Source organism: Nesterenkonia sandarakina (genome assembly GCF_014138825.1).
In the GTDB taxonomy this organism is placed as follows: domain Bacteria; phylum Actinomycetota; class Actinomycetes; order Actinomycetales; family Micrococcaceae; genus Nesterenkonia; species Nesterenkonia sandarakina.
In genome coordinates, this window is the sequence record NZ_JACJIH010000001.1 from 224,130 (window position 1) to 248,381 (window position 24,252).

Annotated in this window: 22 protein-coding genes and 1 pseudogene; 10 read left to right on the forward strand and 13 right to left on the reverse strand. The window is 67.1% G+C overall.

The features are described from left to right. Window positions 1-63: 63 nt before the first annotated feature. The gene (locus HNR24_RS01035; protein ID WP_058887224.1) at window positions 64-1,284 is read right to left on the reverse strand and encodes a DNA recombination protein RmuC; all 1,221 of its coding nucleotides are present in this window, start codon (window positions 1,282-1,284) and stop codon (window positions 64-66) included. Here HNR24_RS01035 and HNR24_RS01040 point away from each other — a divergent pair. Both HNR24_RS01040 and HNR24_RS01045 read left to right on the forward strand, forming a co-directional pair. Continuing rightward, the gene (locus HNR24_RS01040) at window positions 1,283-1,489 is read left to right on the forward strand and encodes a hypothetical protein (protein WP_182494742.1); all 207 of its coding nucleotides are present in this window, start codon (window positions 1,283-1,285) and stop codon (window positions 1,487-1,489) included. The two genes, HNR24_RS01035 and HNR24_RS01040, sit on opposite strands and share 2 nt — an antisense overlap. A gap of 59 nt (window positions 1,490-1,548) precedes the next feature. Next, complete coding sequence (locus HNR24_RS01045) at window positions 1,549-2,325, forward strand: histidine phosphatase family protein (RefSeq protein ID WP_058887222.1); 777 nt, start codon at window positions 1,549-1,551, stop codon at window positions 2,323-2,325. A gap of 131 nt (window positions 2,326-2,456) precedes the next feature. Here the strand turns inward: HNR24_RS01045 and HNR24_RS01050 are convergent, their stop codons facing one another. The 3 genes from HNR24_RS01050 to betT are packed head-to-tail and all read right to left on the reverse strand — an operon-like array spanning window position 2,457 to window position 7,670. Beyond that, entirely contained in the window at window positions 2,457-4,013 is a 1,557-nt protein-coding gene (locus HNR24_RS01050) for a GMC family oxidoreductase (protein WP_058887221.1), read from the reverse strand. Between the two features lie 9 nt (window positions 4,014-4,022). Continuing rightward, a complete protein-coding gene (locus HNR24_RS01055; protein WP_058887220.1) occupies window positions 4,023-5,516 on the reverse strand; it encodes an aldehyde dehydrogenase family protein in 1,494 nt (497 codons plus the stop codon). A 9-nt stretch (window positions 5,517-5,525) separates the two neighbouring features. Beyond that, window positions 5,526-7,670, reverse strand: a complete 2,145-nt coding sequence (gene betT, locus HNR24_RS01060; RefSeq protein ID WP_182494743.1) for a choline BCCT transporter BetT — start codon at window positions 7,668-7,670, stop codon at window positions 5,526-5,528. Window positions 7,671-7,927: 257 nt separating this feature from the next. On the opposite strand from betT, the gene ychF reads away from it, so the two are divergent. Beyond that, on the forward strand, window positions 7,928-9,013 hold the full coding sequence (gene ychF, locus HNR24_RS01065; protein ID WP_182494744.1) for a redox-regulated ATPase YchF: 1,086 nt from the start codon (window positions 7,928-7,930) through the stop codon (window positions 9,011-9,013). A gap of 44 nt (window positions 9,014-9,057) precedes the next feature. On the opposite strand, the gene HNR24_RS01070 is transcribed toward ychF, so the two are convergent. Beyond that, complete coding sequence (locus HNR24_RS01070) at window positions 9,058-10,290, reverse strand: saccharopine dehydrogenase family protein (protein ID WP_182494745.1); 1,233 nt, start codon at window positions 10,288-10,290, stop codon at window positions 9,058-9,060. Between the two features lie 142 nt (window positions 10,291-10,432). Between HNR24_RS01070 and HNR24_RS01075 the strand changes: the two genes are divergently transcribed. Both HNR24_RS01075 and HNR24_RS01080 read left to right on the forward strand, forming a co-directional pair. After that, window positions 10,433-11,086: an SDR family NAD(P)-dependent oxidoreductase gene (locus HNR24_RS01075; RefSeq protein WP_058887217.1), complete on the forward strand. Its 654-nt coding sequence runs from the start codon at window positions 10,433-10,435 to the stop codon at window positions 11,084-11,086. Window positions 11,087-11,167: 81 nt separating this feature from the next. After that, entirely contained in the window at window positions 11,168-11,413 is a 246-nt protein-coding gene (locus HNR24_RS01080; RefSeq protein WP_058887216.1) for a PspC domain-containing protein, read from the forward strand. 130 nt (window positions 11,414-11,543) lie between these two features. On the opposite strand, the pseudogene HNR24_RS01085 reads toward HNR24_RS01080, so the two are convergent. From HNR24_RS01085 to HNR24_RS01095, 3 genes and pseudogenes are all read right to left on the reverse strand, one after another. Continuing rightward, window positions 11,544-12,527 (reverse strand): annotated as a pseudogene (locus HNR24_RS01085) (1-deoxy-D-xylulose-5-phosphate reductoisomerase); the annotation flags it as partial. Window positions 12,528-12,542: 15 nt separating this feature from the next. Then, a complete protein-coding gene (locus tag HNR24_RS01090; RefSeq protein WP_083504517.1) occupies window positions 12,543-14,963 on the reverse strand; it encodes a thiamine pyrophosphate-binding protein in 2,421 nt (806 codons plus the stop codon). 13 nt (window positions 14,964-14,976) lie between these two features. Beyond that, window positions 14,977-15,981 (reverse strand): 1-aminocyclopropane-1-carboxylate deaminase, encoded by a 1,005-nt coding sequence (locus HNR24_RS01095; protein ID WP_182494746.1) that lies wholly within the window; start codon window positions 15,979-15,981, stop codon window positions 14,977-14,979. A 120-nt stretch (window positions 15,982-16,101) separates the two neighbouring features. On the opposite strand from HNR24_RS01095, the gene HNR24_RS01100 reads away from it, so the two are divergent. Then, window positions 16,102-16,746: a GntR family transcriptional regulator gene (locus HNR24_RS01100; RefSeq protein ID WP_058887213.1), complete on the forward strand. Its 645-nt coding sequence runs from the start codon at window positions 16,102-16,104 to the stop codon at window positions 16,744-16,746. Between the two features lie 76 nt (window positions 16,747-16,822). Here the strand turns inward: HNR24_RS01100 and HNR24_RS01105 are convergent, their stop codons facing one another. The 4 genes from HNR24_RS01105 to HNR24_RS01120 form a co-directional block, all read right to left on the reverse strand. Beyond that, complete coding sequence (locus HNR24_RS01105; protein ID WP_182494747.1) at window positions 16,823-17,590, reverse strand: Rv2133c family protein; 768 nt, start codon at window positions 17,588-17,590, stop codon at window positions 16,823-16,825. After that, window positions 17,590-18,138 (reverse strand): Rv2134c family protein, encoded by a 549-nt coding sequence (locus tag HNR24_RS01110; RefSeq protein WP_182494748.1) that lies wholly within the window; start codon window positions 18,136-18,138, stop codon window positions 17,590-17,592. Before HNR24_RS01110 ends, HNR24_RS01105 begins: the two co-directional genes overlap by 1 nt. A gap of 24 nt (window positions 18,139-18,162) precedes the next feature. Beyond that, entirely contained in the window at window positions 18,163-18,855 is a 693-nt protein-coding gene (locus HNR24_RS01115) for a histidine phosphatase family protein (RefSeq protein WP_058887210.1), read from the reverse strand. Window positions 18,856-18,932: 77 nt separating this feature from the next. Then, window positions 18,933-19,505, reverse strand: a complete 573-nt coding sequence (locus HNR24_RS01120; protein ID WP_058887209.1) for a TetR/AcrR family transcriptional regulator — start codon at window positions 19,503-19,505, stop codon at window positions 18,933-18,935. Window positions 19,506-19,644: 139 nt separating this feature from the next. On the opposite strand from HNR24_RS01120, the gene HNR24_RS01125 reads away from it, so the two are divergent. From HNR24_RS01125 to HNR24_RS01140, 4 genes are all read left to right on the forward strand, one after another. Further along, window positions 19,645-20,163, forward strand: coding sequence for an ester cyclase (locus HNR24_RS01125; RefSeq protein WP_182494749.1), 519 nt, complete (start codon window positions 19,645-19,647; stop codon window positions 20,161-20,163). 145 nt (window positions 20,164-20,308) lie between these two features. Next, window positions 20,309-21,013: a GNAT family N-acetyltransferase gene (locus HNR24_RS01130; RefSeq protein WP_182494750.1), complete on the forward strand. Its 705-nt coding sequence runs from the start codon at window positions 20,309-20,311 to the stop codon at window positions 21,011-21,013. Window positions 21,014-21,422: 409 nt separating this feature from the next. Then, entirely contained in the window at window positions 21,423-22,253 is an 831-nt protein-coding gene (locus HNR24_RS01135) for a MerR family transcriptional regulator (RefSeq protein ID WP_182494751.1), read from the forward strand. A gap of 168 nt (window positions 22,254-22,421) precedes the next feature. Then, a complete protein-coding gene (locus HNR24_RS01140; protein WP_182494752.1) occupies window positions 22,422-23,723 on the forward strand; it encodes a hemolysin family protein in 1,302 nt (433 codons plus the stop codon). Between the two features lie 16 nt (window positions 23,724-23,739). On the opposite strand, the gene HNR24_RS01145 is transcribed toward HNR24_RS01140, so the two are convergent. Next, window positions 23,740-24,243 carry an SRPBCC family protein gene (locus HNR24_RS01145; RefSeq protein WP_182494753.1) on the reverse strand — a complete coding sequence of 168 codons (504 nt, stop codon included), beginning with the start codon at window positions 24,241-24,243 and terminating at the stop codon, window positions 23,740-23,742. Between the last annotated feature and the right edge of the window lie 9 nt (window positions 24,244-24,252).

Here is a 24,252-nt window from a genome sequence, read left to right on the forward strand (position 1 = left end):
GCGCCCGGGCGGTTCTGCCTTCAGCGCTTCTAGCTTCAGCGTTCCGCCTCAGCGCGTCTGGCCTCAGCGCTCCGCCTCGGCGCGGCCTGCCTCCAGCCGGGGGCCCAGCGGGTTGACCTCGGTGGTCACCGTGGTGGTGCTCAGGGTCTCGCCGAGATCCTCGAGAAGCCCTTCGGTGGAGGCCGCGGTGGGCTCGCCGACCTCCAGCCGACTCATCGCCTCCACCTTGGGCAGCACCTGCCGTTCGATGTTGCCGATCAGCGAGTTATACGAGGTCACCGCCTGCCGCAGGCGCTCCCCGGTGCGCGAGAGATGTTCGCTCATCTTCGCCAGACGCCGGTAGAGGTCCCGGGAATGATCCACGACCTCGCGGATGTTCTGCGCCAGCCGCTCCTGCCGCCAGGCAGCAGAGACCGCCTTCAGCGACGCCAGCAGGGAGGCCGGGGAGACCAGCGTGACCCCCTTGGAGAGCGCGTCGTCGAGCAGCATCGGGTCCGCCTCCATCGCCGCGGAGAGCAGCGACTCGGCCGGGACAAAGCAGAAGACCACATCGGGGGAGAGCTCCACGGCCTCCCAGTAGCGCTTCTTCGCCAGCTCATCCACCCGGGAACGCAGCGCCTTGGCCTGCGCCATCGGGTCGGTGGGGTTCAGCGGGGCCTTAGCATCGAGGACCAGCTGGCGGCCGCCGGGCAGGTGCACCACCATGTCCGGGATCAGCAGCTGCCCATCAGCCCCGCGTCCGCTGAACTGTTCGGTGAAGTCCACGTGGGGCAGCATCCCGGCGGATTCCACCACCCGCCGCAGCTGGACCTCGCCCCAGTGTCCGCGCGCCGAGCTCGAGTGCAGACTCCCCAGCAGCGCCTGGGTGGACTCGATGATCCGGGCATCGGTCTCCGCCGCCGAGCTCAGCTGCTGAGAGAGCCGGGAATGCTGGGCGGCACGCTCGGTCTCCAGCTCCTGGACCCGGCGGTGCATCTCGGTCACCCCTTGGCGCACCGGGTGCAGCATCTCCACCAGGGTCTCCCGCTCCCGGGCCGCCTCGGAGTCCTCCTCCCGGCGGCGCTCCAGCTCCCAGAGCCGACCCTCCGCGCCAGCCAGCTCCTGCTGCACGGACACGAGCCGCTGCTGCGAATCGGCCAGGTCAGACCGGGCCCGCTGCAGCTGGTCCCGCAGCGCGGCAGGATCCTCGGTGCCCCGGCGCAACAGGTGGAGCACCAGCCAGTTGCCCAGAACGCCGAGCAGGACACCGAGGAGAACCGCGAGGACGAAGTACAGAATGGTCATGCCACCCAGCATGCCACCGGGCACTGACATGGTCAGGGACATGGACTGGGACATGGTCACGGACACGGACGGCGACAGGGACACGGAGCGTGACCCGGAGGGTGAGATCCAGGCTGAGCTGGCGGCTGATCTGGACGCTGATCTGGAGACGGATCTGGACGCTGACCCGTGGGCGATCTGCGCACCGCTGATTCCGCTGACATAGGGTTGCAGCAGAGAACCCGCGCAGCCGAATGCGCTGCCCGCCCGAACCAGAGGAGCCCCATGATCAGAATTCTGCTCGTCCGCCATGGAGAGACCGATTGGAACAAGGCCCACCGGCTCCAGGGACATTCGGACATCTCGCTCGCCGAGTCCGGGAAGCTGCAGGCGCGCACCACCGGGGCCTTCATCCGCGCGCAGAACCCGGCACAGGCGCATGTCTCCAGCCTGGTGCGCACCCAGCAGACCTTCGCCGAGTTCGGACTGGACCTCCAGCCCCGGATCTGGGACGAGCTGCGTGAGCAGAACCTGGGGGAGTGGGAGGGCGCCTACGCCGCCGATATCCGCGACGCCGAGCCGGAGAACTTCGAGGGCTGGCGCGCCGGCAGCTACACCCCCGCCGCGGGAGAGGCGCACGCGGATCTGCAGGCGCGGATGACGGGCGCCTTCAGTGACATCGTGCGCGGCACCGCGGAGATCGCTCCCACCGCCTCGGCGGATCTGAGCTTCGAGGTGCGCACCGCCGTCGTCGTCTCACACGGGGCTGCGCTGCGAGTGCTCTTCGAAGGACTCGGGCTGCTGGATCGACGCCAGTTCATCCCGCTGACCCCAGCCGCGGTCACCGTGCTCGACATCCCGCTGACCTCAGGCTCGGTGTCCTCCTCGCTGCCGAACTCCGGGCTGGACGATGAGCACGACGACGACGCCGAGGCCCGCGCGATCCGGGCGCTGAGCAACGAGCAGATCGCCGATCACGCACGGCTGCGGCTGATCAACCTCTCCCCGGAGCTGCTGAACCCCGAGCTGTCCCACCCGGTGGCGGAGACCCCGGCGATCTGATCCGGAACAACCGGCATAAAAAACGAGTGTGCAATCTGTGCAGCTTTTCCACCCCGAACGGGGAAGAAACCTGCACAGATTGCACACTCGATGTGTGAGTGGCTGGGCGGAACCCGCCCAGCGCGAAGGATCTAGGCGTTCGACGCCTTGATCAGATCCGCACAACGCTCACCGATCATCATGGTGGTGATGTTCGGGTTCACCGTGGTGAGCTCGGGCATCACCGAGGCATCGGCCACCCGCAGCCCCTGCACGCCCTTGACCCGCAGCTGGGAGTCCACCGGTGACATCGCGTCGTCGTCGGCGCCCATCCGCACGGATCCGGCCGGGTGGTAGACCGTGTTGTGCGTGCGGGTCACGTAGTCCGCCAGCTCCTCATCGGTCTGCGTGTCCTGACCGGGGAACAGCTCGCGTCCGGCCCACTCCGACATCGCCGGCTGCGCCGCGATCTCACGGGCCAGCTTGATGCCCTCCACGGCCACGCGCATGTCATGGCCCTCCGGGTCGGTGAAGTAGCGCGGATCGACCTTGGGCTTGTCCCGGTAGTCCTTCGAGCGCAGCCGCACCGTCCCGCGGGACTTCGCGTGGGTCACGTTCGGGGTCAGGCAGAAGGTGTTGTCCGCGCTCGGGTAGCCCTGGCGCAGCGTGTGCATGTCGAAGGGCACCGAACCGTAGTGCATCATCAGGTCCGGGCGGTCCAGGCCCTCACGGGTGGAGGCGAAGATCCCGATCTCCCACCACTGGTAGGAGTCCTCGGTCATGGGCTGCTTGGCCTCCCAGGCGATGACCGCCTCGGGGTGGTCCTGCAGGTGCTCGCCCACACCGGGGGAGTCCACGCGGGCTTCGATCCCGAACTCCGCCAGGTGCTCGGCGGGTCCGATCCCGGAGAGCATCAGCAGCTTCGGCGAATCGATGGCGCCCGCGGAGAGCACGATCTCCTTGTTCGCGCTGATCCGCCGGGCCCGGCCGAACGCGTTGTCCACAGTGTCCACGCCCACCGCGCGATCGCCGTCGAAGATGATCTCGCGCACCCAGTTGTCCGTGAGGATGCTCAGGTTGGGACGGTCCAGGATCGGGTGCAGGTAGGACACCGAGGAGGAGGAACGGGTGCCGTCTTCCTTGCGGTTGATCTGGAAGAAGTTCGCGCCCTTGAGCACGGTCTCTCCGGTGTTGAACTGCACTCGGGGGATGCCGTTCTCCTCACAGGCGTCCAGCAGCGCCACCCCGCAGGGGTCCTCCGGGGGGATGGTCATCAGGTTCACCGGGCCGCTGCGGCCATGGTGGTCCCCGGGGGCGTCGTTGGTCTCCAGGCGCTTGAACAGCGGGTAGGTGGACTCGGCGTTCCAACCGGTGGCGCCCATCGCCTCCCATTCGTCCATGTCCTCGCGCAGCGCCCAGAAGGCGATACAGGAGTTGTGCGAGGAGCAGCCGCCGAGCACCTTGGCGCGGGCGTGACGCATGAAGGAGTTCCCGTTCTCCTGGGGCTCGATGAGGTAGTCCCAGTCGTAGCCGGATTCCAGCAGCTCCATCCAGCGGTTGAGCTGGAGCACCTCGGGCTTGTCCGCGTCGGTGGGTCCTGCCTCCAGCAGGGCCACCGTGACGTTGGGGTCCTCGGACAGGCGAGCGGCGACGGCGGCGCCGCCCGAGCCGCCGCCGATCACGATGTAGTCGTAGGTGGTGTTCTCCACGGAATCTCCTTATTTCTCCGGCATGCTGAACCAGCCGCTGACGGCGGGCTCGGTGTTCTCGTAGATGTGCTTGGCCTCGCGGTACTCATCCAGACCCATGTGGCCCAGCTCCCGGCCCACGCCGGACTGCTTGAAGCCGCCCCATTCCGCCTGCGGCAGGTAGGGGTGGTAGTCGTTGATCCAGATGGTGCCGTGGCGCAGCCGGGAGGACACCCGGTGCGCGGTGCCGCTGTCCGAGGTCCAGACCGCCCCGGCCAGGCCGTAGATGGTGTCGTTGGCGGTCTCGATCGCCTCGGCCTCGGTGGTGAAGGTCTCCACCGTGATCACCGGGCCGAACCCCTCTTCCTTCACCACGTGCATGCCGCGCTTGACGTCGTCGAGCACGGTGGGGGCGTAGAAGTAGCCGTTGCGGTGCTCCTCGCCGCCGAAGTGGTGTCCGGTGCGCAGCGTGGCGCCCTCTTCGATGCCGCGCTGGGTGTAGTCATAGACCTTCTGGCGGTGCTCCGCGGAGATCAGCGGCCCGGTCTCGGCGGCCTCCTCGAAGGGCCCGCCCATCCGGATGTTCTCGGCACGGCGGACCAGCTCGGTGACGAACTTCTCCTTGATGGACTCCTCGATGATCAGCCGGGTGCCTGCGGAGCAGACCAGGCCGGAGTCCACGAAGCCGGCGTTGAGCGCGTTGTCCACGGCGGCGTCGAAGTCGGCGTCGGCGAAGACCACGTTGGGGTTCTTACCGCCGAGCTCCAGGGCGACCTTCTTCACCGTCTCCGCGGCCGTGGCGGCGATCTTGCGACCGGTGACCACGCCTCCGGTGAAGGAGACCATGTCCACATCCGGGTGGGAGGACAGCGGAGCGCCGGCGGTGGCGCCGGGCCCGGTGATCAGGTTCGCCACACCGGCGGGCAGACCCAGGGAGTCATAGACGTCCATGATCAGCATGCCGGTGTGCGGGGTCAGCTCCGCGGGCTTGAGGATGAAGCTGTTGCCCGCGGCCAGGGCCGGTGCCATCTTCCAGGCGGCCTGCAGCAGCGGGTAGTTCCACGGGGTGATCATCCCGCAGACCCCGACCGGTTCGTAGACGACCCGGGAGATCACGGTGGGGTCCCCGGCGTCGACCAGGCGGCCGGCCTCGACGTCGGCGAGCTTCCCGAAGTGCCGGTAGCAGCCGATGATGTCGTCCATGTCGATCTGGGCCTCGACGAAGCGCTTGCCGGTGTCCAGCGCCTCGGCGCGGGCGAACTCATCCTTGCGCGCCTCGATGGCGTCGGCCACCGCGAGCACGAACGCGCCGCGCTCCGCGGCGGGGGTGTCCGCCCAGACGTGGGAGTCGAAGGCTTTGCGTGCGGCGGCGATCGCGGCGAGGGTGTCGGCCTCGCCGGCTTCGGAGACCACACCCACTTCGGAGCCGTCCGCGGGACAGTGGATGGTGCGCGTCTCACCGGACTGGGCGGGGACCCATTTGCCGTCGATGAAAAGCGTGGAGACCTGTTCTGCTGTGCTCATTGATGCTCCTCAGCTTCCGTTGGTGCGGTCGTGATCCCAGTCATCTGGGATGTTGCTTCCGGCGTGCAGCGAGCCGGACTGGCCACCTTCCTCACTCATGGTGAGGAAGGTCAGGTGACGCTCGTAGGAGTCCAGGACATCGGCGATGACCTGCTCCCGGGTGTAGCCCATGAGGTCGTGTCCCTCGGAACCGGTGGCGGAGAACGTCTCCACACGGTAGTAGGTCTCCTCGGTGGGACGCATGCTGCGTGCAAAGCTCGGCACGGAGTAGGCGACCGGGTAGACCTGGTACTTGAACTCGGTCTGCTCGCCGAAGTAGACGTGCAGATCGATGTGCGGGATGTCGGTGTCCGGCACCAGGCCGCGCTCGCAGCTGACCTCGGCGCCCTGTTCCTTGAGCTCCGTGGCGACGTCCTCCACCGCAGGGGCTGCCACCGTCTCGATGAACTCGGTGGCCTGCTTCGCGGAGGGGAAGTGCATGCCCCGGGCCAGACGACGGCGCCAGCTCATGCCGCCGCGGTCGCCGGAGCCCTGGCTGCGTTCGGAGACCATCCAGGGCAGGGTGGCCTCCCGGGAGTCCCGGTTGTAGCGCTCCATGCGCAGCGCCCGCCAGACCCCGATCATCAGCAGGTACATCACCACCGAGAACGGCAGACCGATGATGACCGTGGCCATCTGCAGGGTGTAGACCCCGTCGAGCATCAGCACCGCCAGGGTGAGCGCGCCGGTGGCGAGTGCCCAGAAGACGCGCAGCCAGGGGGCGCCGTCGTCGGAGGCGCTGAGGGACTTGGAGGTGAAGTTGGACATCACCAGGGCACCGGAGTCCGCGGAGGTGATGTAGAAGAGCAGCCCGGTGAGCACCGAGAGCCCGATGGTGAAGGTGGCGCCGGGGTACTGCTCCAGCAGCAGGTAGTAGCTGGCCTCCGGGCTCTCCACCGCGTTGGTGATGAAGTCGGTGTTCCCGCTGAGGAACTCCCAGATGGCGCCGTTGCCGAAGATCGAGATCCACAGCAGGATGAAGCCGAACGGGATGATCAGGGTGCCGACGACGAACTGGCGCAGCGTGCGGCCGCGGGAGATCCGGGCCAGGAAGAGACCCACGAAGGGGGCCCAGGCGATCCACCATGCCCAGAAGAACAGCGTCCACCATTCCAGCCACTGGCCTTCGGGCGGGTTGTAGGCGAAGGTATCGAAGAGCATGGACGGGAAGAAGGCGGCGAAGTCGCCGACGTTCTTCACCAGCGCGTTGAGCAGGTAGGTGGTCTCCCCGGCGATCAGCACGTAGAGCAGCAGGACCACGGCGAAGACCACGTTGAGCTCCGCCAGGCGACGGATGCCCTTGTCCACCCCGGAGACCGAGGAGAAGATCACGACGATCACCGCGAGCACGATCAGCCCGATCTGGGCGCCGGTGCCCTGTTCGATCCCGAAGAGCCATTCCAGGCCGTAGTTCAGGAAGACCACGCCGATGCCCAGGCTGGTGGCGATCCCGAAGATGGTGCCGATGACGGCGGCGATCTCGATGCCGTCGCCGGTGGCGCCCTGGGCGCGCTTGCCGATGATCGGGTAGAGCGCGCTGCGGATGCTCAGCGGCAGGTGGTAGCGGTAGGCGAAGAGGCCGAAGGCCATGCCCATCAGGGCGTACATCGCCCAGCCGGGGATGCCGTAGTGGAACAGGGTCCAGAGCACGGCCATCTCGGTGGCGCCGGAGGAGCCCGCCTCATTGCCCGGTGCGGTGGTGAGGTTGGTGGCGGGTCCGGAGATGGCGAAGAACATCAGGTCCACGCCGATGCCGGCGGCGAAGAGCATCGCCGTCCAGGTGAAGAGGTTGTACTTCGGGGTGGAGTGATCCGGTCCCATCTTGGTCCGGCCCACCCGGGAGAAGGCCACGATCAGGACGAAGACCACCACGGTGCCGGCGGTCAGGATGTAATACCAGCCGAGGTTCGCGCCGATCCAGAGGAAGACGGATTCCAGGGTGGTGTAGGCGGTGTCTGGCGCGAGCCAGGCCCACAGGGTGAAGGCGATGATGATGATCGCGGAGCCGATGAAGACCGGCAGATTCACTTTTGAGCGTGCAGGAGTGCCTGACGAGCCGTCCCCCTGGACATCGCTCGGGACGTCGCTCGGGACGTCTTGAGTGGCCGATGCCATGAAATTATGTTCCTTCCGGTGCTGTGTCAGTTCGCTTGAGTATCAGTGTTCGGCGAGTGATGAAGCCTCAGGCATCCTAGGCACGTGTTCATCGTGTTCAGGATGCGAGGAGGCACGGTATGTGAGTCGGATCTCCTGGAACCTAGAAGAACCGTTCCACATAGTGAACGGAGCCTCATTCTACGGCGAAACACGGAAGGGTCCTAAGGCCCTCGGAAGTCGCCGGAGAGTCCGTCGGGGCGGTAGGTTAGGTGACCGTGGCTTTGACTATCGGAATCGTAGGACTTCCCAATGTGGGCAAGTCGACCCTGTTCAACGCGCTGACTCGTCAGTCGATCTTGGCGGCGAACTATCCGTTCGCCACCATCGAGCCCAATGTGGGGATCGTGAATCTCCCGGATGAGCGGCTGGACGCGCTGGCGAAGATCTTCGGCTCGCAGCGGATCCTCCCGGCGACGGTGTCCTTCGTGGACATCGCCGGGATCGTCAAGGGCGCCTCCGAGGGGGAGGGGCTGGGCAACCAGTTCCTGGCGAACATCCGTGAGGCCCATGCGATCGCCCAGGTGGTCCGCGTGTTCGAGGACGAAAACGTCATCCACGTGGACGGCAAGGTGGACCCGACCTCGGACATGGAGACCATCAACACCGAACTGGTGCTGGCGGATCTGCAGACCCTGGAGAACGCGGTGCCCAAGCTGGAGAAGCAGGTCAAGGGGCGCAAGGCCGAGCAGGCCACGCTGGACGCCTACCTGGTGGCTCAGAAGACCCTGGAGCGCGGGGACACCATCTTCAGCTCCATCGAGAAGGACAAGCTGGACATGGAGCAGCTGGCCCAGCTGAACCTGCTCACCGCCAAGCCCTTCATCTACGTGTTCAACGCCGACGAGGGCGTGCTGAACTCGCCCGAGAAGCAGGCCGAGCTGGCCGAGCTGGTCGCCCCGGCCGACGCCGTGTTCCTCGACGCCAAGCTCGAAGCCGACCTGGTGGAGCTCTCCGAGGAGGAAGCCCGCGAGATGCTGGAGCTCAACGGCCAGGAAGAGTCCGGGATGGACCAGCTGGCCCGCGTCGGCTTCTCCACCCTCGGGCTGCAGACCTACCTGACCGCAGGGCCGAAAGAGACCCGCGCCTGGACAGTGAACCAGGGGGCGACGGCGCCCGAGGCGGCCGGCGTGATCCACACCGACTTCCAGCGCGGCTTCATCAAGGCCGAGATCGTCTCCTTCGATGACCTGGTGGCCGCCGGGTCGATGGCCGACGCGAAGTCCGCGGGCAAGGTGCGGATCGAGGGCAAGGACTACATCATGAAAGACGGCGACGTGGTGGAGTTCCGCTTCAACGTCTAGTACGAGCCCCTGACCTCAGCACGATAAGTGCCTGACCTCCGGGGTCAGGTGAGGGACGTGACTTCATAGGTATGGCCTGCCGCGCGCAGCCGCTCAACCAGAACGTCACCGAGGGCGGTCGCCGGGGTCAGTGATCCTGTGGCGGGCGGCAGACGGTCCCCGTCGAGGGCAAGTGAGAGCGCTGTCTCCCCGGCCATCACGGCGGTGGCGGCGTATCCCGGATCGCCGGGCCCGGCTGCGATGGCGCGATAGCGCCGGCCGCTCTCCGTGGAGGCCGTCACCTGGGAATGGAACCAGCCTGAGCGCCGGGCGGCCTCGCTCGGGCCCGCGCCGGGCGAGGGGAGGACACGGTCCAGCAATTTCCTCGTGGGTGGTAGAGCCAGTGCGGCTCCGAACACCCGCAGGCCAAGCGCCGTCGCCCCGGCGGTGACGGCGCCGACGGGCCCTCGCCCCATGCCCATCACTTCGCCGTACCGCAGGGACCTGCCGTAGGCCCAACCCTGCAGGGCATTGCTGCGACGCACGATCCGCGTGTTCGCCGACGCCATGATGAACGGCGCGGCCCATGGGCCGTCATCTGCACGGCTGACCCACCCCAGATCCGGAGGCTGCGGGGTCTCGGGCTCCGCCGTCCGGTCTGGACTGAGGGAGTAGGGATCGCCCGCAAGCGATCGCAGCACCGGGTCCGTGCGGATGCCGTCGAGCTGCCCACGCATGGAGTCGATGGTGCCGCCGCTGACACCGCCCTTCGCCGTGGCGACGAGCTGCACCTCGGTCAGTCCGCCCGCGCCATCAGCCTGCGCGGCCTGGTGCAGGAGCAGCACCGCTAGGTCCGACGGGACGGAGTCGTAGCCGCACGCATGGACGATCCGTGCAGCTGTAGTCCTCGCCAGGGCATCGCAGCGGTCGATAGCTTCACGGACGAAGGACACCTCTCCCGTCAGGTCCCCGTAGTGGGTGCCGGCGCGGGCACACGCCTCGACAACAGGCAGCCCATATTTCGCGTAGGGGCCCACCGTGGTGAAGAGAACTCTGGTCCCCGTGGCCAATGCCTCGAGCGAGTCAGGGCGCTCCGTATCGGCCTCAATGATGGCCCAGTCATGAGCGGCGACAGGCAGTCTGGACCGTACGGCTTCGAGCTTCGCCCTCGACCTCCCCGCGAGGCCGACCCGCAGGTCCGGCGGAGCGTGGTGCGCAAGGTATCCAGCGATCAGTTCCCCGACGAAGCCGGTCGCACCAAAGAGGACGATGTCGTGTTTGCGCGTGGGAGCCTCCATGCCGGCAGTCTTCCACAGCAGAGGCTATTCGGTGACGCAACGTGGTGGAGTTCCGATTCAATGACTGATTCCGCGGGTTCTCCGCCCGTCCTGGCTCCGACTTGTACGGCGTGGCCTGTCGCCGGTGATCTAGGGTCTACCCATGACTGATCTTCAGGGTGCGGTTGTTCTGGTCGTCGGCGCCACCGGCGGGCTCGGCTCGCGGATCGCCGAGCAGCTGGAGGATGAGGGTGCCATCGTGGCCCGGTCCTCGAAGTCGGCGGGGCATGATCTGCGGGAACCTGCTGCGATCGCGGAGGTGCTGGAGGGTGTGCAGGCGGAGCACGGGCGTCTCGACGGGCTGGTGGTTGCCTCCGGAGTCGTCGCCTTCGGTGCGGCTTCCGAACTTGAGGCCGCCACTGTGGAGGAACTGTTCGCGGTGAACACCACCAGCCCTATCCAGCTCATCACTCAGAGCCAGTCCTACCTCGCGGCCTCGGCAGCTGACGGGCGGGAGCCCTTCGTGGTGACACTGAGCGGCGTCGTCGCTGAAACACCCGTCGCGGGACTGGCCGCCTATTCGGCGTCGAAAGCCGGGCTCGCGGCCTTCATCGTTGCAGCCGCGCGCGAGTATCGCCGCGCAGGGATCCGACTGGTCGATGCCCGCCCGGGTCACACCGGCACCTCGCTGTCCGAGCACCCGATCGCCGGGTCGGCGCCGCGATTCGGAGAGCCGCTGGATCCCGACCGGGTGACAGCTCGGATCATCACGGCGATCACCGACGGCGAGAAGGACCTGCCCAGCACCGCGTTCTAGGCTCAGCAAGACGGCGGTGAATAGCCAGCCTGTGACCTCGGCGCGAGGGTGAAAGGGTTGGGCGCGGCTACTATGAGAAGCATGGAAAAACTCTTTGACTCCATTCGTGGCATCGGTTACCGGCGTGGACCTGGACGCGTAGTTGCAGGCATCGGGGGAAGCCTCGCCGCGAAGTTCGGACTCAACGTGTGGTTGGTCCGCCTGCTGATCTTCGTGTCCTTCTTGCTTCCAGTGTTGGGAGTCGGTGTGTACCTGTTGGTATGGGTTCTCACACCCTGGCAGGACGGCCGCATCCCGTTGGAGCGGGCATTAGAAGGCCGACGCTAGAGCTCAGCCTGACGACGTGACGACGCTGAGGCGTTGTCCGGATGTCTCGAAGCGAGCCTGTCTCAGGAGACCTAGGTTTCTGAGACGGCCGGACATGTGTCTGCCGTTTTGGGGCAATTGAGGGATGCGGTCAGGACTTGAGCGTGGTTGCCTCCGCTCGAGCCCAGCTCTCGGAGTCTGCAAGTGAGGCGAGCGTGAGTTCGCCTGGGGCATCGTGGACCTCCACGACGCGCTGCACGATCTCGACGATGCTGAGAAAGCTAATGGCGCGATCATGGAAGGCGTGGACGGCGACCTCATTTGCCGCGTTGTAGACGGCCGGGTAGGTCGCCCCCGCTTTGCCGACCTGCTTGGCGAGCTCTACCGCGGGGAACAGTTCATTATCGAGTGGTTCAAACGTCCAAGAACTCGACGTCGTCCAGTCCAGCATCGGGGTGACCGGTTGCATTCTCCGGTTCGGGTCAAGACCTAGCGCGATTGCAAGCCTCATATCTGGCACCGAAGCCTGCGCGATCGTTGAGCCGTCGATGAACTCGACCATCGAGTGCACAATCGACTGCGGGTGGACGACGACGTCGATGGCGTCATAGTCGATGTCAAAGAGTAGATGCGCCTCGATCACCTCGAGCCCCTCGTTGACGAGCGTGGCGGAGTTCGTGGTGATGACCTGCCCCATGTTCCAGGTCGGGTGGGCCAGCGCGTCGGCGGGCATGACTTCGCCCAGCGAATCGCGGGTGCGTCCGCGGAACGGGCCTCCGGAGGCGGTGACGATGAGTCGGCGTACCTCGTCGTGGGTACCCGCGCGCAGAGCCTGAAGGATCGCGCAATGCTCTGAATCGACCGGCTGGAGCTGCCCTGGTCGCACTTTTTCACGCACTAGGGCGCCGCCGACGACGAGCGATTCTTTGTTGGCCAGTGCTAGCCGGGCGGGGGTGTCGAGCGCAGCGAGCGTCGCGGAGAGCCCTACCGAACCGGTGATCGCGTTGAGGATGACGTCCGCGGCAACGTCGTGGATCAGGTCGATTGCACCATCGATGCCGAGGGCGGTGCGGGCCGCAGGGAACCGTGCCGACTGCTGCGCGAGCAATGCGCGGTTTGACCCTGCCGTGCCACCTCGCCCTGATACAGCTCAGCGGCCCAGTGAGTCCAGTGCCGCTGAGGTGATCGTTCCGGCGTCGATGCCGTGCAGGGCATGGGCCTCCGGCAGGGAGGAAGACTGCCCATACTCGGTCACCCCAAGCGTCCTGGTGCGGTCTCCGCGCACGCCGGCGAGGAAGGACAGTGCATGCGGGTGACCGTCTAGCACCGTGATCAGTGGAGCGGGGTGCGCTGTGGGAAAAAGCTGCTCCAGGATCGCGGTCCCTGGACCCGGTTCAAGGGAGTCCCGGGCACGCATCGCTTGGAAGAGCCGGGAAGGGCTGGTGACGTTGACGATGCCGGCCTTGACACCGTGGATGTCCAGGGTCTCTGCGGCCTCGCAGAGGTTGGGCATCACCGCTCCCGCACCGACGAGCACCACATCATCCTTCTCCGCTGGGTGGGTGCTGATCCGGTAGCCCCCGGCCAGGGCTTGGCGGCGCCGTCGTTCCCAAAGGGCCGGGTCTTCGGGGAGCGCAGCGAGGGACTGTTCTACCGGACGGGTGGAGAGCCGGAAGTAGGCGGACCGCCCGCCGGGCCGACCCAGGTGGGAGATGGCCTCGAGCAGGCTCCACTCCAGGTCCTGGGCGAAAGCCGGCTCCCAATAGTCCAACCCAGGCGTGGAGATTCCGAGGGAGGGCGTGTTCATCGACTGGTGAGCGCCGCCCTCTGGGGCCAGGCTGACCCCAGACGGGGTTCCGACGAGGATCGACTGGCCACCGGCATAGGTGCCGAACATCCATGGCTCCAGGGCCCGCGGGACGAAGGGGTCATAGAGGACCCCGATGGGGGCGAGGGGCTCGCCCCATCGGGACCAGGTGGCGCCCAGCTCGCCGATGAGGCTGACCAGGTTGACCTCGGAGATCCCCAGCTCGATGTGCTGACCGTGCGGGTTCTCCTGCCAGTGCAGCACGGTCTCGTCGTCGTCGGAGAACCAGTCTCGGCGTTCGCTCAGTGACCACACGCCGGTCTTATTGATCCACCCGCCCAGGTTGGTGGAGGAGGCGACATCCGGGCTGACGGTGACGATGCGGCGGGCGTTCGCGGGGTCGGCGCGCTTCAGGTCGGAGAGCAGCCGGCCCAGCGTGGCCTGGGTGGAGGTCAGTTGTTTGTGCTTCCACTTCAGCTCCTTGGGCACCGGAATGCCGCTGGTCTGCGGCACCGGAGTCCGGCTCAGCCGTCCCGCGGTCTCGGAGCAGAGCGCAGCCTCCTCCGTCCCCTCGGGGAATCGCCCCCAGGGGGAGTCGAGGTCTGTCCCGGAGAGCGCGGCAAGCTCACGCATCTGTTCCTCGGTCAGCTGCGCGGCGTGGTTGCTGGGGTGGCCTTCGGTGGCCAGGCCGCGGCCCTTGATGGTGTAGGCGAAGATGACGGTGGGCCGGGTGTCGTCGATCTTCTGGTAGGTGGCCAGAAGCTCCTGGATGTCGTGACCTCCGAGGTCCCGCAAGGCCTCTGCCAGGTCACGGGGCTCCAGGCTGGAGACCAGCTCGGCCAGCTGTGGGTCCGGTCCGTCTCCGAGCAGCCTGGCCGCGGCCTCGTCCGGGTGGGAGCGCAACAGTCGCTGGTACTCCTGGTTAGGCATCTCTTCGAGCCGGCGCCGCAGCAGCTCCCCGCCGGGCTGGCTGAAGAGCCGTTGCAGGCGCCTGCCCCAGGTGCAGGTCAACACCTGCCAGTTGGCGGCTGCGAACATCCCCTGCAGGCGCTGAATCTGCACGTCGGGGATCACCCGGTCCAGCGACTGCCGGTTCAGATCGACGATCCAGACCACATCTCCGAGCTGGCGGACCTCGGGATCGATGATGGCTTCCCAGACGGCCCCCTCGTCCATCTCGGCATCGCCCAGCAGGCTGTAGAACCGGCCGCCCTCCGGGAGCTGGAAATGGTCCTGCAGATAGCGCCGCGACAGTGCCGCCCACACCGGCGCCGTGGCGCCGATCCCGACGGATCCGGTGGAGAAGTCCACCGTGTCCGGGTCCTTGGAACGGCTCGGATAGGACTGCAGCCCACCCTTGGCACGCAGGGTGGGCAGATACTCCTCGTCCAGGTCTCCCAGCAGATAGTTGATCGCATGCAGCACCGGGGATGCATGAGGCTTCACCGACACGCGGTCCTTCGAGCCCAGCTCGGCGAACCACAGGGCCGTCATGATGCCCACCATCGACGCTGAGGAGGACTGATGGCCCCCGACCTTGATGCCACCGGGAGTCTCGCGGCCCCGATTCGCGGCGTCGATGATCGCGGTGGAGAGCCACAGCACCCGCTGGGCCACGGCGTCGAGAGTGGACCCGCTGAAGGAGGAAGCCGCGGAGAGCGGACGCTCATTCACGCTCGGTGCGGGATGGCGCTGAACGCTGGTCTCGAACTGGCGGTCTTCCTCGTCGACGCCGCTAGGGCCCTGCCTGTCGGGATTCTGCATGGTGGGTCACTCCTCAGATGATTCCGGAATACGCATTCAGGGCAGGCTGCCCGCCCAGATGGGCGTAGAGCACGTTGGAGTCAGGGCCGATCTCGCCCTCGCGCACCAAGTCGATCAGCCCCGCCATCGACTTGCCTTCATAGACGGGGTCGATGATCATCCCTTCCAGCTGAGCGGTGGTCCGCATGGCCTCCAGCGTTGACTTCACCGGAATCCCATAGAGGTCTCCGGCCCAGCCCTCGAGCACAGTGATCTCATCATCACCCAGACTCCGGTCCAGCCCGATGAGCTCGGCGGTATGTCGTGCGATCTTCGCCACCTGGCCCCTTGTCTTCTCGATGGTGGCTGAGGCGTCGATCCCGAGCACCCGGCGAGGCCGGTCCTGTCCAGCGAACCCGGCGATCATCCCCGCGTGGGTGGAGCCGGTCACCGTGCAGACCACAATGGTGTCGAAGAAGACCCCTAGCTCTTGTTCCTGCTGTTCGACCTCATAGGCCCAGTTGGCGAAACCCAGTCCGCCGTATTTATGCTCGGAGGCCCCCGCCGGGATCGGATAAGGAATGCCTCCGGCCTCCTCGACCTCGGAGATGGCCTCCTGCCAGCTCGACCGTATGCCGATGTCGAATCCCGCGGGACTGAGCGTCACTTCGGCGCCCATCAATCGGGAGAGCAGGATGTTGCCGACCTTGTCATTGACGGCGTCGGGCCAGTCGACCCACTTCTCCTGGACCAGCCGGGCCTTCAGGCCGAGCTTCGCGGCCAGGGCGGCCACCTGGCGGGTGTGGTTGGACTGGTAGCCCCCGATGCTGACCAAGGTGTCCGCGCCCGAGGCAATGATGTCCGGAGCGATGTACTCCAGCTTCCGGGTCTTGTTTCCCCCGTAGGCAAGGCCCGAGTTCACGTCCTCGCGTTTAGCCCAGATCTGCGCTCCGCCCAGATGCTGCGTCAGCCGCTCCAGACGGTGTACGGGGCTGGGGCCAAAGGTCAGCGGATAGCGTTCAAAGTCGGACAAGGCCATGGCGGCCTCCTTAGCTTGTTGGTATCAGTGGCTGCCACCGGTCTACTCACTCGTTCCCGGGTTGCAATATATTGCATATTGCGGAGTGTGGGATGTCAACGGGTCGCATAGGATTTCTCTATGCCAGTACCCAACACCAGCCCCGTGCGACGCCGCTCCCTCTTGCGTGAGGACGTCTACCGGGCCATCCGCGACGCCATCGTTCGGGGTCAGATCGCGCCGGGGGAGAAGCTGGTGGACGGTGAGCTGCAGGAGTGGTTGGGAGTCTCCCGGACCCCGATTCGCGAGGCGCTTCTGCGTTTGGAGCGCACTGGTCTGGTCACCGCTGTGCCGGGCAGGTCGACCATGGCTACGCCCTATGAGCCGGAGGCTGTCGAGCAGGCGCGGGTAGTCGCCGCTGAACTGCATGCTCTGGCGGTGAAGCTCGCGGTGCCGAGCCTGTTGCCCGCGGACCTGGAGGCCTTGCGTGAGGCGAACTCGTCCCTCTCCCGTGGCGGGCAGGCGCCGAGTTCGGAGGACTGCGTCGCCGCCGATGACGCCTTCCACCAGGTCTTCATCGACCGCAGCGACAACAAGGTGCTTGCCGCTCAGCTGGAGCAGGTGATGCCGGTACTGCGCCGTGCCGAGCATCTGCATTTCGACTCCGCCCAGGCGGAGGCGTCTGTGCTCCAGCATGAGGAGATCATCGCGGCGGCTGGCTCGGGGGACGCAGAAGGCACTGCCGCCTTGGCCAGAAGGAACTGGCTCGCATTGGGCGCTCGCTGAAGGTCAGATTTCAGGCGCAGACAAGCACCTACGGACGGTCATGCGGAGCTGCACCGCGCACGCACTGGTGCAGCGCTCAGAACAGCGGCCAGGGGACCGGGGACATCCCACCGGCGGGAGCTGGGAACCGTCCCGCCTCGCGCAGCTCGGCGCAGCGCGCAGCGAGCGCCGCGATCTCCTCCGCGCTGAGCAGATCTGCCAGGTCTCGGCCCAAGTCATTCTGCAGTCCATCGGCGACGCGATCGACGCCGGCGAGTTCCTCGTCGGTCAACGCGTCTCCCAGCCATCCCCAGAGCACCGTGCGCAGCTTCGGCTCATGGTGGAAGGTCAGTCCGTGGTCCACGCCGTGCCGGTGTCCGTCAGCCATGGCAAGCACGTGGTCGCCCTTGCGGTCGGCGTTGTTCACCAGCACATCGAAGACCGCCATGCGCCGCAGGGCCGCTGAGTCTTCGTGGATGAGCGTGACGATTCGTCCGTCTGCGTCCCGTCCCTCCAGCACGTGCATCCAGCCTGTCTCCGGCACGTCGTCTGCTGCCACGAGGTCCACGGCTGTCTGATCCTCGTCTTGGTCCTGCCAGCGCTGGACCATGCCCTCGCCCAGAGGGCCATCGCGCAGCCAGGTGTGTGGGACCACGCCCCAGCCCAGGGCCTCCGAGACCAGGTAGGCGGCCACCTCGCGGTGGGCCAGGGTGCCGTCGGGGAAATCCCAGAGCGGACTCTCCCCAGCCATCGGCTTATAGACCACGGAGACATCGCCGATGCTGCCCAGGAACGTCGCGTTCGACGCCGTCGTGATGCGTCCGGTGAGCGTGAGTTCTGCGGTCACCAGGTCCGTGGCCGACATCAGCCCTCGGCAGCGGTGCAGGTATGCCCGTCGGCGTCGATGGGGTAACCACAGAGTGGGCAGGCCGGTCGCCCGGCGCCCACGATCTCCCGGGTGCGCTTGGCGAATGCCCGGGCGGTGCCCACCGGCATGCGCACCAGCAGCATCTCGGTGTCCTGGGAGTCGTCCTCCTCAGGCGAAGCCTCGTCATCCTCGTCATCGGGCAGAGAGTAGGCCTCGATGATCACCTGGGCCGTGGCCGGGTCCCAGCCCAGGCTCATGGCGCCGGTGCGGAAACGCTCCTGGACCGTCTCCAGCTGGTCCTCATCGTCCAGCTCCGGGGGAATGCTGGTGGGAACGCTGAAGGGATTGCCCTCCACGGTGATCAGCTGGTCCAGGATCTCGTCGATCTTCTCGGCGAGCAGGGCCGACTGCTGCTTCTCCAGGGCGATGCTCACGAGGTCTTTGCCGGAGCGCACCTGCAGGTAGAACGTGCGCGCCCCCGGAACCCCGATGGTGCCGATGACGGCCCGGTCCGGCCAGTCAAACTCGTGAACACGTGTAGGCATGTCAGTATTCTAGGCGCTTGCGGTTCATGGCGTCTGGTGTCCTGCCCCGCCGCCCACCGCCGCATCCCCAGATTGGATGCCCTTCGCGAGCCAGGAGAGATCCCCGGCGTCGGTGTTGGTCGCGTGGACACTGGTGCGGCCTGCGCCGTAGCGCACGATCGAGACCGAGGCCGGGCCCGCATTTATGCGCTGGAACAGGTCGAGGTGCATTCCGAGCGCGTCGGCGAGGATCGACTTGATGACGTCACCATGACTCACCGCCGCCCACACCGCCTCGGGTCCATGCTCGGCCTCCACGCCGGCATCGTGGCGCCGAATCGCCGCCACCGAGCGCGCTTGCATGGCGGCCATGGACTCCCCGCCGGGAAAGACGACGGCGGAGGGTTGGGACTGCACCAGCGGCCACAGGTCTTCCTTGGCGAGGTCGGTGAGCATGCGCCCCTGCCACTCTCCGTAGTCGGCCTCGGTGAGTTCGGGGTCGATCGGCGCGCGTGGCGCGCCGGTCTGGCGATCAAGGATGTGCTGGGCGGTCTGCTGGCAGCGCTCCAGCGGGCTGGAGACCACCGAGACCAAGGGAACGGCCGCGAGCCGGTCTCCTGTGAGGGCCGCCTGGTCACGCCCGGTCTGGTCCAGGGTGACCCCGGCGGCCCTGCCGGCCAGCTGACCGGTGGCATTTGCTGTGGTGCGGCCGTGCCGCACAAGAAGAACTGTCGCCATCCGCTCAGCCTAACCATCCCGGCGGGGAGGGCGTGCGCGCAGGCTCTCAGGCACCTCGAGATGCGAGTGTCGCAGCCTCAGCGCAGCAAGGTGCTCTGCAGGGTGCGCGTGAGCCAGTCGCTGTACTGCTCATCGGTCCATCCGCGGTCGGTGGTGAGTTGAAAATAGACCTCCGGGGATCCGATGCTCCACATCGCGTCGGCTGCGTGGGCCACATCCAGGCGTGGGTCCAGGTCTCCCGTCGCCGCCACCGCCTCGATGATCCGGGTGAAGTCGGCCAGCCGTTCTCGGCCCGCCACATCGGCGATCTTCTGCAGCTCGGGCTCACCGGCTCGCCCGGCGACCAGCACGCTCGCCAGGAGCGGGCCGATGCGCATCAGGATGCGGGTGGAAGCCACCACGAAGGCATCGATGATCCGGTCGCCCGCCCCTTCGTGCAGGGCCGCCTGCATATCGGGGCGCTCGATCAGGGCCACCTGCTCGTCGTCCCCTGAGACCGCGGCGCCCAGGGCCTGCCGGACGAGTTCGGGCTTGTTCTTGAACGCCTTATACACCGTCTCGACGGAGACGCCCGCCGTCCTGGCCACCTCAGCCAGGGTCATGGAACTGTATCCCTGCTCGACCAGGAGCCGTGCGGTGGCGTCCAGCACGCTCCTGCGATTGGCCGCCGCCTGCGCCGCTCGATTCGAATTGTCATACGACCGAGCATTGACCTTCGGTGCCGCTTTGATTACAGTCTCCTTGTATTCGATACAGTCTGTTGGTCACCAATACTAGGGGATGATTCAGATGACCACGAGCACTGATGCAGATGTCGCCGTCGCCTCGCTGCACGCCATGGGGTCAGGCACCAAGGCGGACTTTCGTCCGCTCTATACCGAGGATGCAGTCAACCGGGAGGCTCTGGCGGAGCCACCGGAGGCCCGTGGGACGGGGCCAGCTGCCCTGTTCGCCTCCGCCTTGTGGCTGCGGGCCGCCTTCAGCGACCTGGCGTGGGAGATCCATGAGGTCGTCCACGACGGCGAGCTTGTAGTCATCCACAGCACGATGTCCGGGCGCCAGACAGGTCTCTTCGTCAGCTACGGGCCGGATGCCAAGGTCGCCGCTGCGTTCCCGCCACGGGGCCGGTCGTTCGCGGTCACTCAGACGCATTGGTTGCGCATGAGGGACGGCAGGGTCGCAGAGCACTGGGCCAACCGTGACGATCTCGGTATGGGTCAGCAACTTGGGTGGACCCCGCCCACGCCGCTGTATCTGGGGCGCATGCTTCTCGCGACCCGCCGCGAACGGTCGAAGGCGGCCGCCTAGCTCCAGGGCCAGGCCCCAGGTGTTCAGGCACCCAGGCACCCAGGCGCCCAGGCACCCAGGCACGCTGGCCCCAGCTGCTCAGGCACCGGGTGCTCAGGTGCGTCCGCGAGCCGTCTTGGTTCAGGACACGCTCTAGAGTCAAGGGATGGACCCCACGCCCGTGACTCTCTCCGAGGCAGCGCGTAGCAGAACCGTGTCCGCCTGGGTGAGTGCGCTCGGCGGGTCTCCTCAAGACATCGCCAAGAACGAGTGGCTATTCGTTGAGCGGGCAGACCTTTCGGCAGTTGTCGCCGCGCAGGTTGACGGGTTTGGTGTCCTCGCGGCACCGGGAGCGGCCCTGGACCTGATCCGCGACGCCCCTCCAAGAACACTGCTGGATGCGGACGCGCTGGCGAGCCTGCTCCCCGCAGGCGCCGACCCGATCGGCAGCGCGGACCTGCTCTTCGCCGAACACGGTCCTCGACTGGGTCCGCTCCACGCCGCGGCCGCCGGCCCGGGGGATGCCGCGGCGGTGCGCACCCAGGTGAGGCCCGCGGAGTGGGAGGAGAGCGGCGTCGATCAGGCGAAGCGCCTCTGGACCGCATTGACCCCGGAGGGCACTCCTGCCGCCGTCGCCGGCTTCCAGCCGTGGCACTCCGAGCTTGCTCAGATGGCGGTCCTCGCCGGGCGAGGGCACCGGGGGTCGGGCTTTGCCTACGCCGCGGCAGCGCTGGCCATACAGGAGGCGCTCGCGGAGGGCCTGGTCGCGCAATGGCGAAGCCGTCAGGGCAACGAAGCCTCTCTCGGGCTCGCTGGGAGATTGGGATTCACTCAGCTCGGTGTCCAGGCCGCGGTGCGGCTGAGGAGTTGAAAGGTCACTGACCGCCGGTCCCGAAGTCTCGCGGTCCCGGTGGAACTCGAGGCTCCCCGCCTGGCGGCGAGGTCAGCAGGGCTTTTGCGACCAGCCCCACCCCCAAGAGGGCAACCGCCAGCAACACGAACAGCAGGGCGGTCTCGGCGGAAGTGGCAGGACAGGCGGTGGAACTGTCATCGATCTCTGGGCAGCTCTTCCACGGTTGCAGCAGCATGACCAGGCCTCCGACCGCACCCACCAGTCCCAGAGCGAATCCCCAACCCATGAGCAGGGTTCTCTTCCGAGCAGCCATATCGATTCCTCTCACCTGATCCCAGGCCCCGCGTGGGCCCCGGCGACTCTGCTGAAGCCTAGTGGTACGTGGCAGGCTTGACCCTGACACAGTGTCAGACGGTGAGGTGGGGACGTGCTATCCATTGGAGGCTTCGCGCAGATCGGCCAGGTGACCCACCGCATGCTGCGGCACTGGGACCGGACCGGTCTCCTGGTGCCCGCACACACCGACCCCTTCAACGGCTACCGCTCCTACGATCCTGAGCAGCTGCAACGGCTGCATCGGATCGTGGCGCTGCGGCAGCTAGGTTTCAGCATCGAGGAGACCTCGTCGCTGCTGCGAGACGGCATCGATGCGGAGCAGCTGACCATCATGCTGCAGCGGCGCCGGGCCGAAGTGGAGAAGGAACGACGGACCGCGGCCGCCAGGCTGGCCGACGTCGAGCGGAGGCTTCAGCTCATCGAAGGGAAGACGACCGTGTCAACAATAGAAATCGTCCAGAAGCCGCTGCCGGCGGTCCAGCTCGCCGCGATCACGGTGCGCGTGAACGAACAGCCAGAACTCGCCGGCGTCGTCGGTCCCAGCTTCGACGCCGTGGCGGAGATCATCGGGGGAGTCCGCGGCGCGCTGGACACGCCAATCGCTGCCTACACCGCGCACCAGGAAGGCATCGAGGCCAGCATCGGCTACGCGTATGACGGAGCCGAGCAGGCGGGCTTCGAACTGGTGAAGCTGCCCGCCGCGGAGGACGCCTTCGCCGCGGTTCACCTCGGCGAGATCAACGGCATCCGCACCAGCTGGCAAGCCCTGCATCAGGAGATCATCGCCCGCGGCTTCGAGCCGGCTGGGCCGTGCCGGGAGCTCTATCTCCGGGCGGATGAATCAGGGCGCACCGACGAGTTCGTCGTCGAGCTGCAGCAACCGGTCCGGGAGACCACCGCGAGCCCGGGCCCGAGTCAGTAGCCGCGCGGCGGCGGGGCACGCGACGTCGGCGCGGGAAGACCAGGCTCACCGTCGCGTCGCGCGCCGCGGCGTCGACCCAGGCTCATAGCTCGCCAGCATCCCCGCCACTGTCTACAGTGAACCCATGATGCGCCGCCAAGGTCACCCAGCTGCTAATGGAACACGTCGATGACCGGTGAGCTGCTGGTCAACATCGCCCTCGTGCTGGTGTTCGTCCTGATCGGAGGGGTGTTCGCGGCGACCGAGATGGCGCTGGTCACGCTGCGCAGCAGCCAGGTCAACGCGATCGCCCAGCGCGGGCGACGCGGAGCCAAGGTCGCCGCCCTGGCGCGGAACCCCAACCGCTTCCTCTCCGCGGTGCAGATCGGGGTGACGGTGGCCGGGTTCGCCTCGGCGGCCTACGGCGCGTCCTCGATCGCGCCCTCGCTGGTGCCCTGGCTCTCCTCCTGGGGGCTGGGTGCGCAGGCCTCGCTGACCGTGGCCACTATCCTGCTCACGCTGATCATCGCCTACCTCTCACTCGTCCTGGGCGAGCTGGCGCCGAAGCGGCTGGCGATCCAGCGCAACGCCCAGTTCGCCTACGCGGTGGCGCCGGTGCTCAACGGCTTCGCGCGGCTCATGCAACCGGTGATCTGGTTGCTCTCGGTCTCGACCAATGCGGTGGTGCGGGTCCTGGGCGGGGATCCGAACCGTGCCGCGGAGGAGCTCTCCGAGGAGGAGCTGCGGGACATCGTCACCACACACGAAGGCCTCCCGGCCGATGAGCGCCGGATCCTGGACGACGTGCTCTCGCTGCGCAACCGGCAGCTCAGCGAGGTGATGCGCCCTCGGCCCGAGGTCATGGCGCTCCCCGGCGGGAGCACCGTGGCGGAGGCAGTGGCTCACATCCAGCAGCTGCCCTTCTCCCGCTACCCGGTGGTGGACCAGTCCATCGATGACATCACCGGCTTCGTGCACGTTCGGGACCTCTACGACGCGGCCGCGAAGGATCCCGGCACGGCGCTGGAGAAGGTCATGCGACCGATACCGTACCTGCCCTCCACCGCCAGAGTGCTGCCCACCCTGACCAACCTTCGGGCAAGCAACTCCCATATCGCGGTGGTGGTGGATGAGTACGGCGGCACGGACGGGATCGTCACCCTGGAGGACCTGGTGGAAGAGGTCGTCGGGGAGATCTTCGACGAGCGTGACACCGATGAGGCCCCACCAGTGCTCACCGAGGGAGGCGGGGTCGTCGACGGTCGGCTGAACCTGCAGGACTTCACCGAGGCCACCGGGATCGAGCTGCCCAGAGGGACCTGGGACACCGTGGCCGGGTTCGTGCTGGAGCGCCTCGGGCGACTGGCTCGGGAAGGCGACACCGTCGACGTCGACGGCGCCACCTTGCAGGTGACCCGGATCGATCGCCGCCGGATCGCTGAACTCCTGGTCAGACCGACGCCGCCGGCAGCCGACCCGGAAGACGACTGACCGCCAGATCTCGCGTTCAGTCCTCCAGCTGCTCGTAGTGGCGCGACATCGTGGGGTAGTAGTCCTTCCAGGCCACCTGATCCGGGTCCCGGTCGGCGAGGACCGCGGCGAGCCGGTCCAGGTAGTACTCCCAGCCTGGACCGATGCTGCCCAACGGCTCATCCCCGGTCCGCTGGGCGAAGAGCAGGGTCGTGGTGCCCTCGGCGTGATCAAGCGCCAGGCGCAGATGCCAGATGTTCTGCCCGGAACTGGTCTCCAGGGTGAGGCTTCTGGGCGGGGTGCAGTCGAGGATCCTGCATTCCTCCGCAGGAGCGTCCTGACCCTCTGCGGTCATCAAGAACGTGACCCGGCCGCTGGCAGGATCACCCTCCCAGCGGCCGATCCACCGCTGAAGCTGAGCGGAGTCAGTCAGGGCCGCCCAGATGGTCTCGGGAGGTCCCGGGAAGCGACGCCGGAGCTGAAGCTCGGTGCCGTGGGAGCTGTGGCCGATGGTCCCGGTGGGTTCTGGGGTGTGCGCCATCTTCAAGTC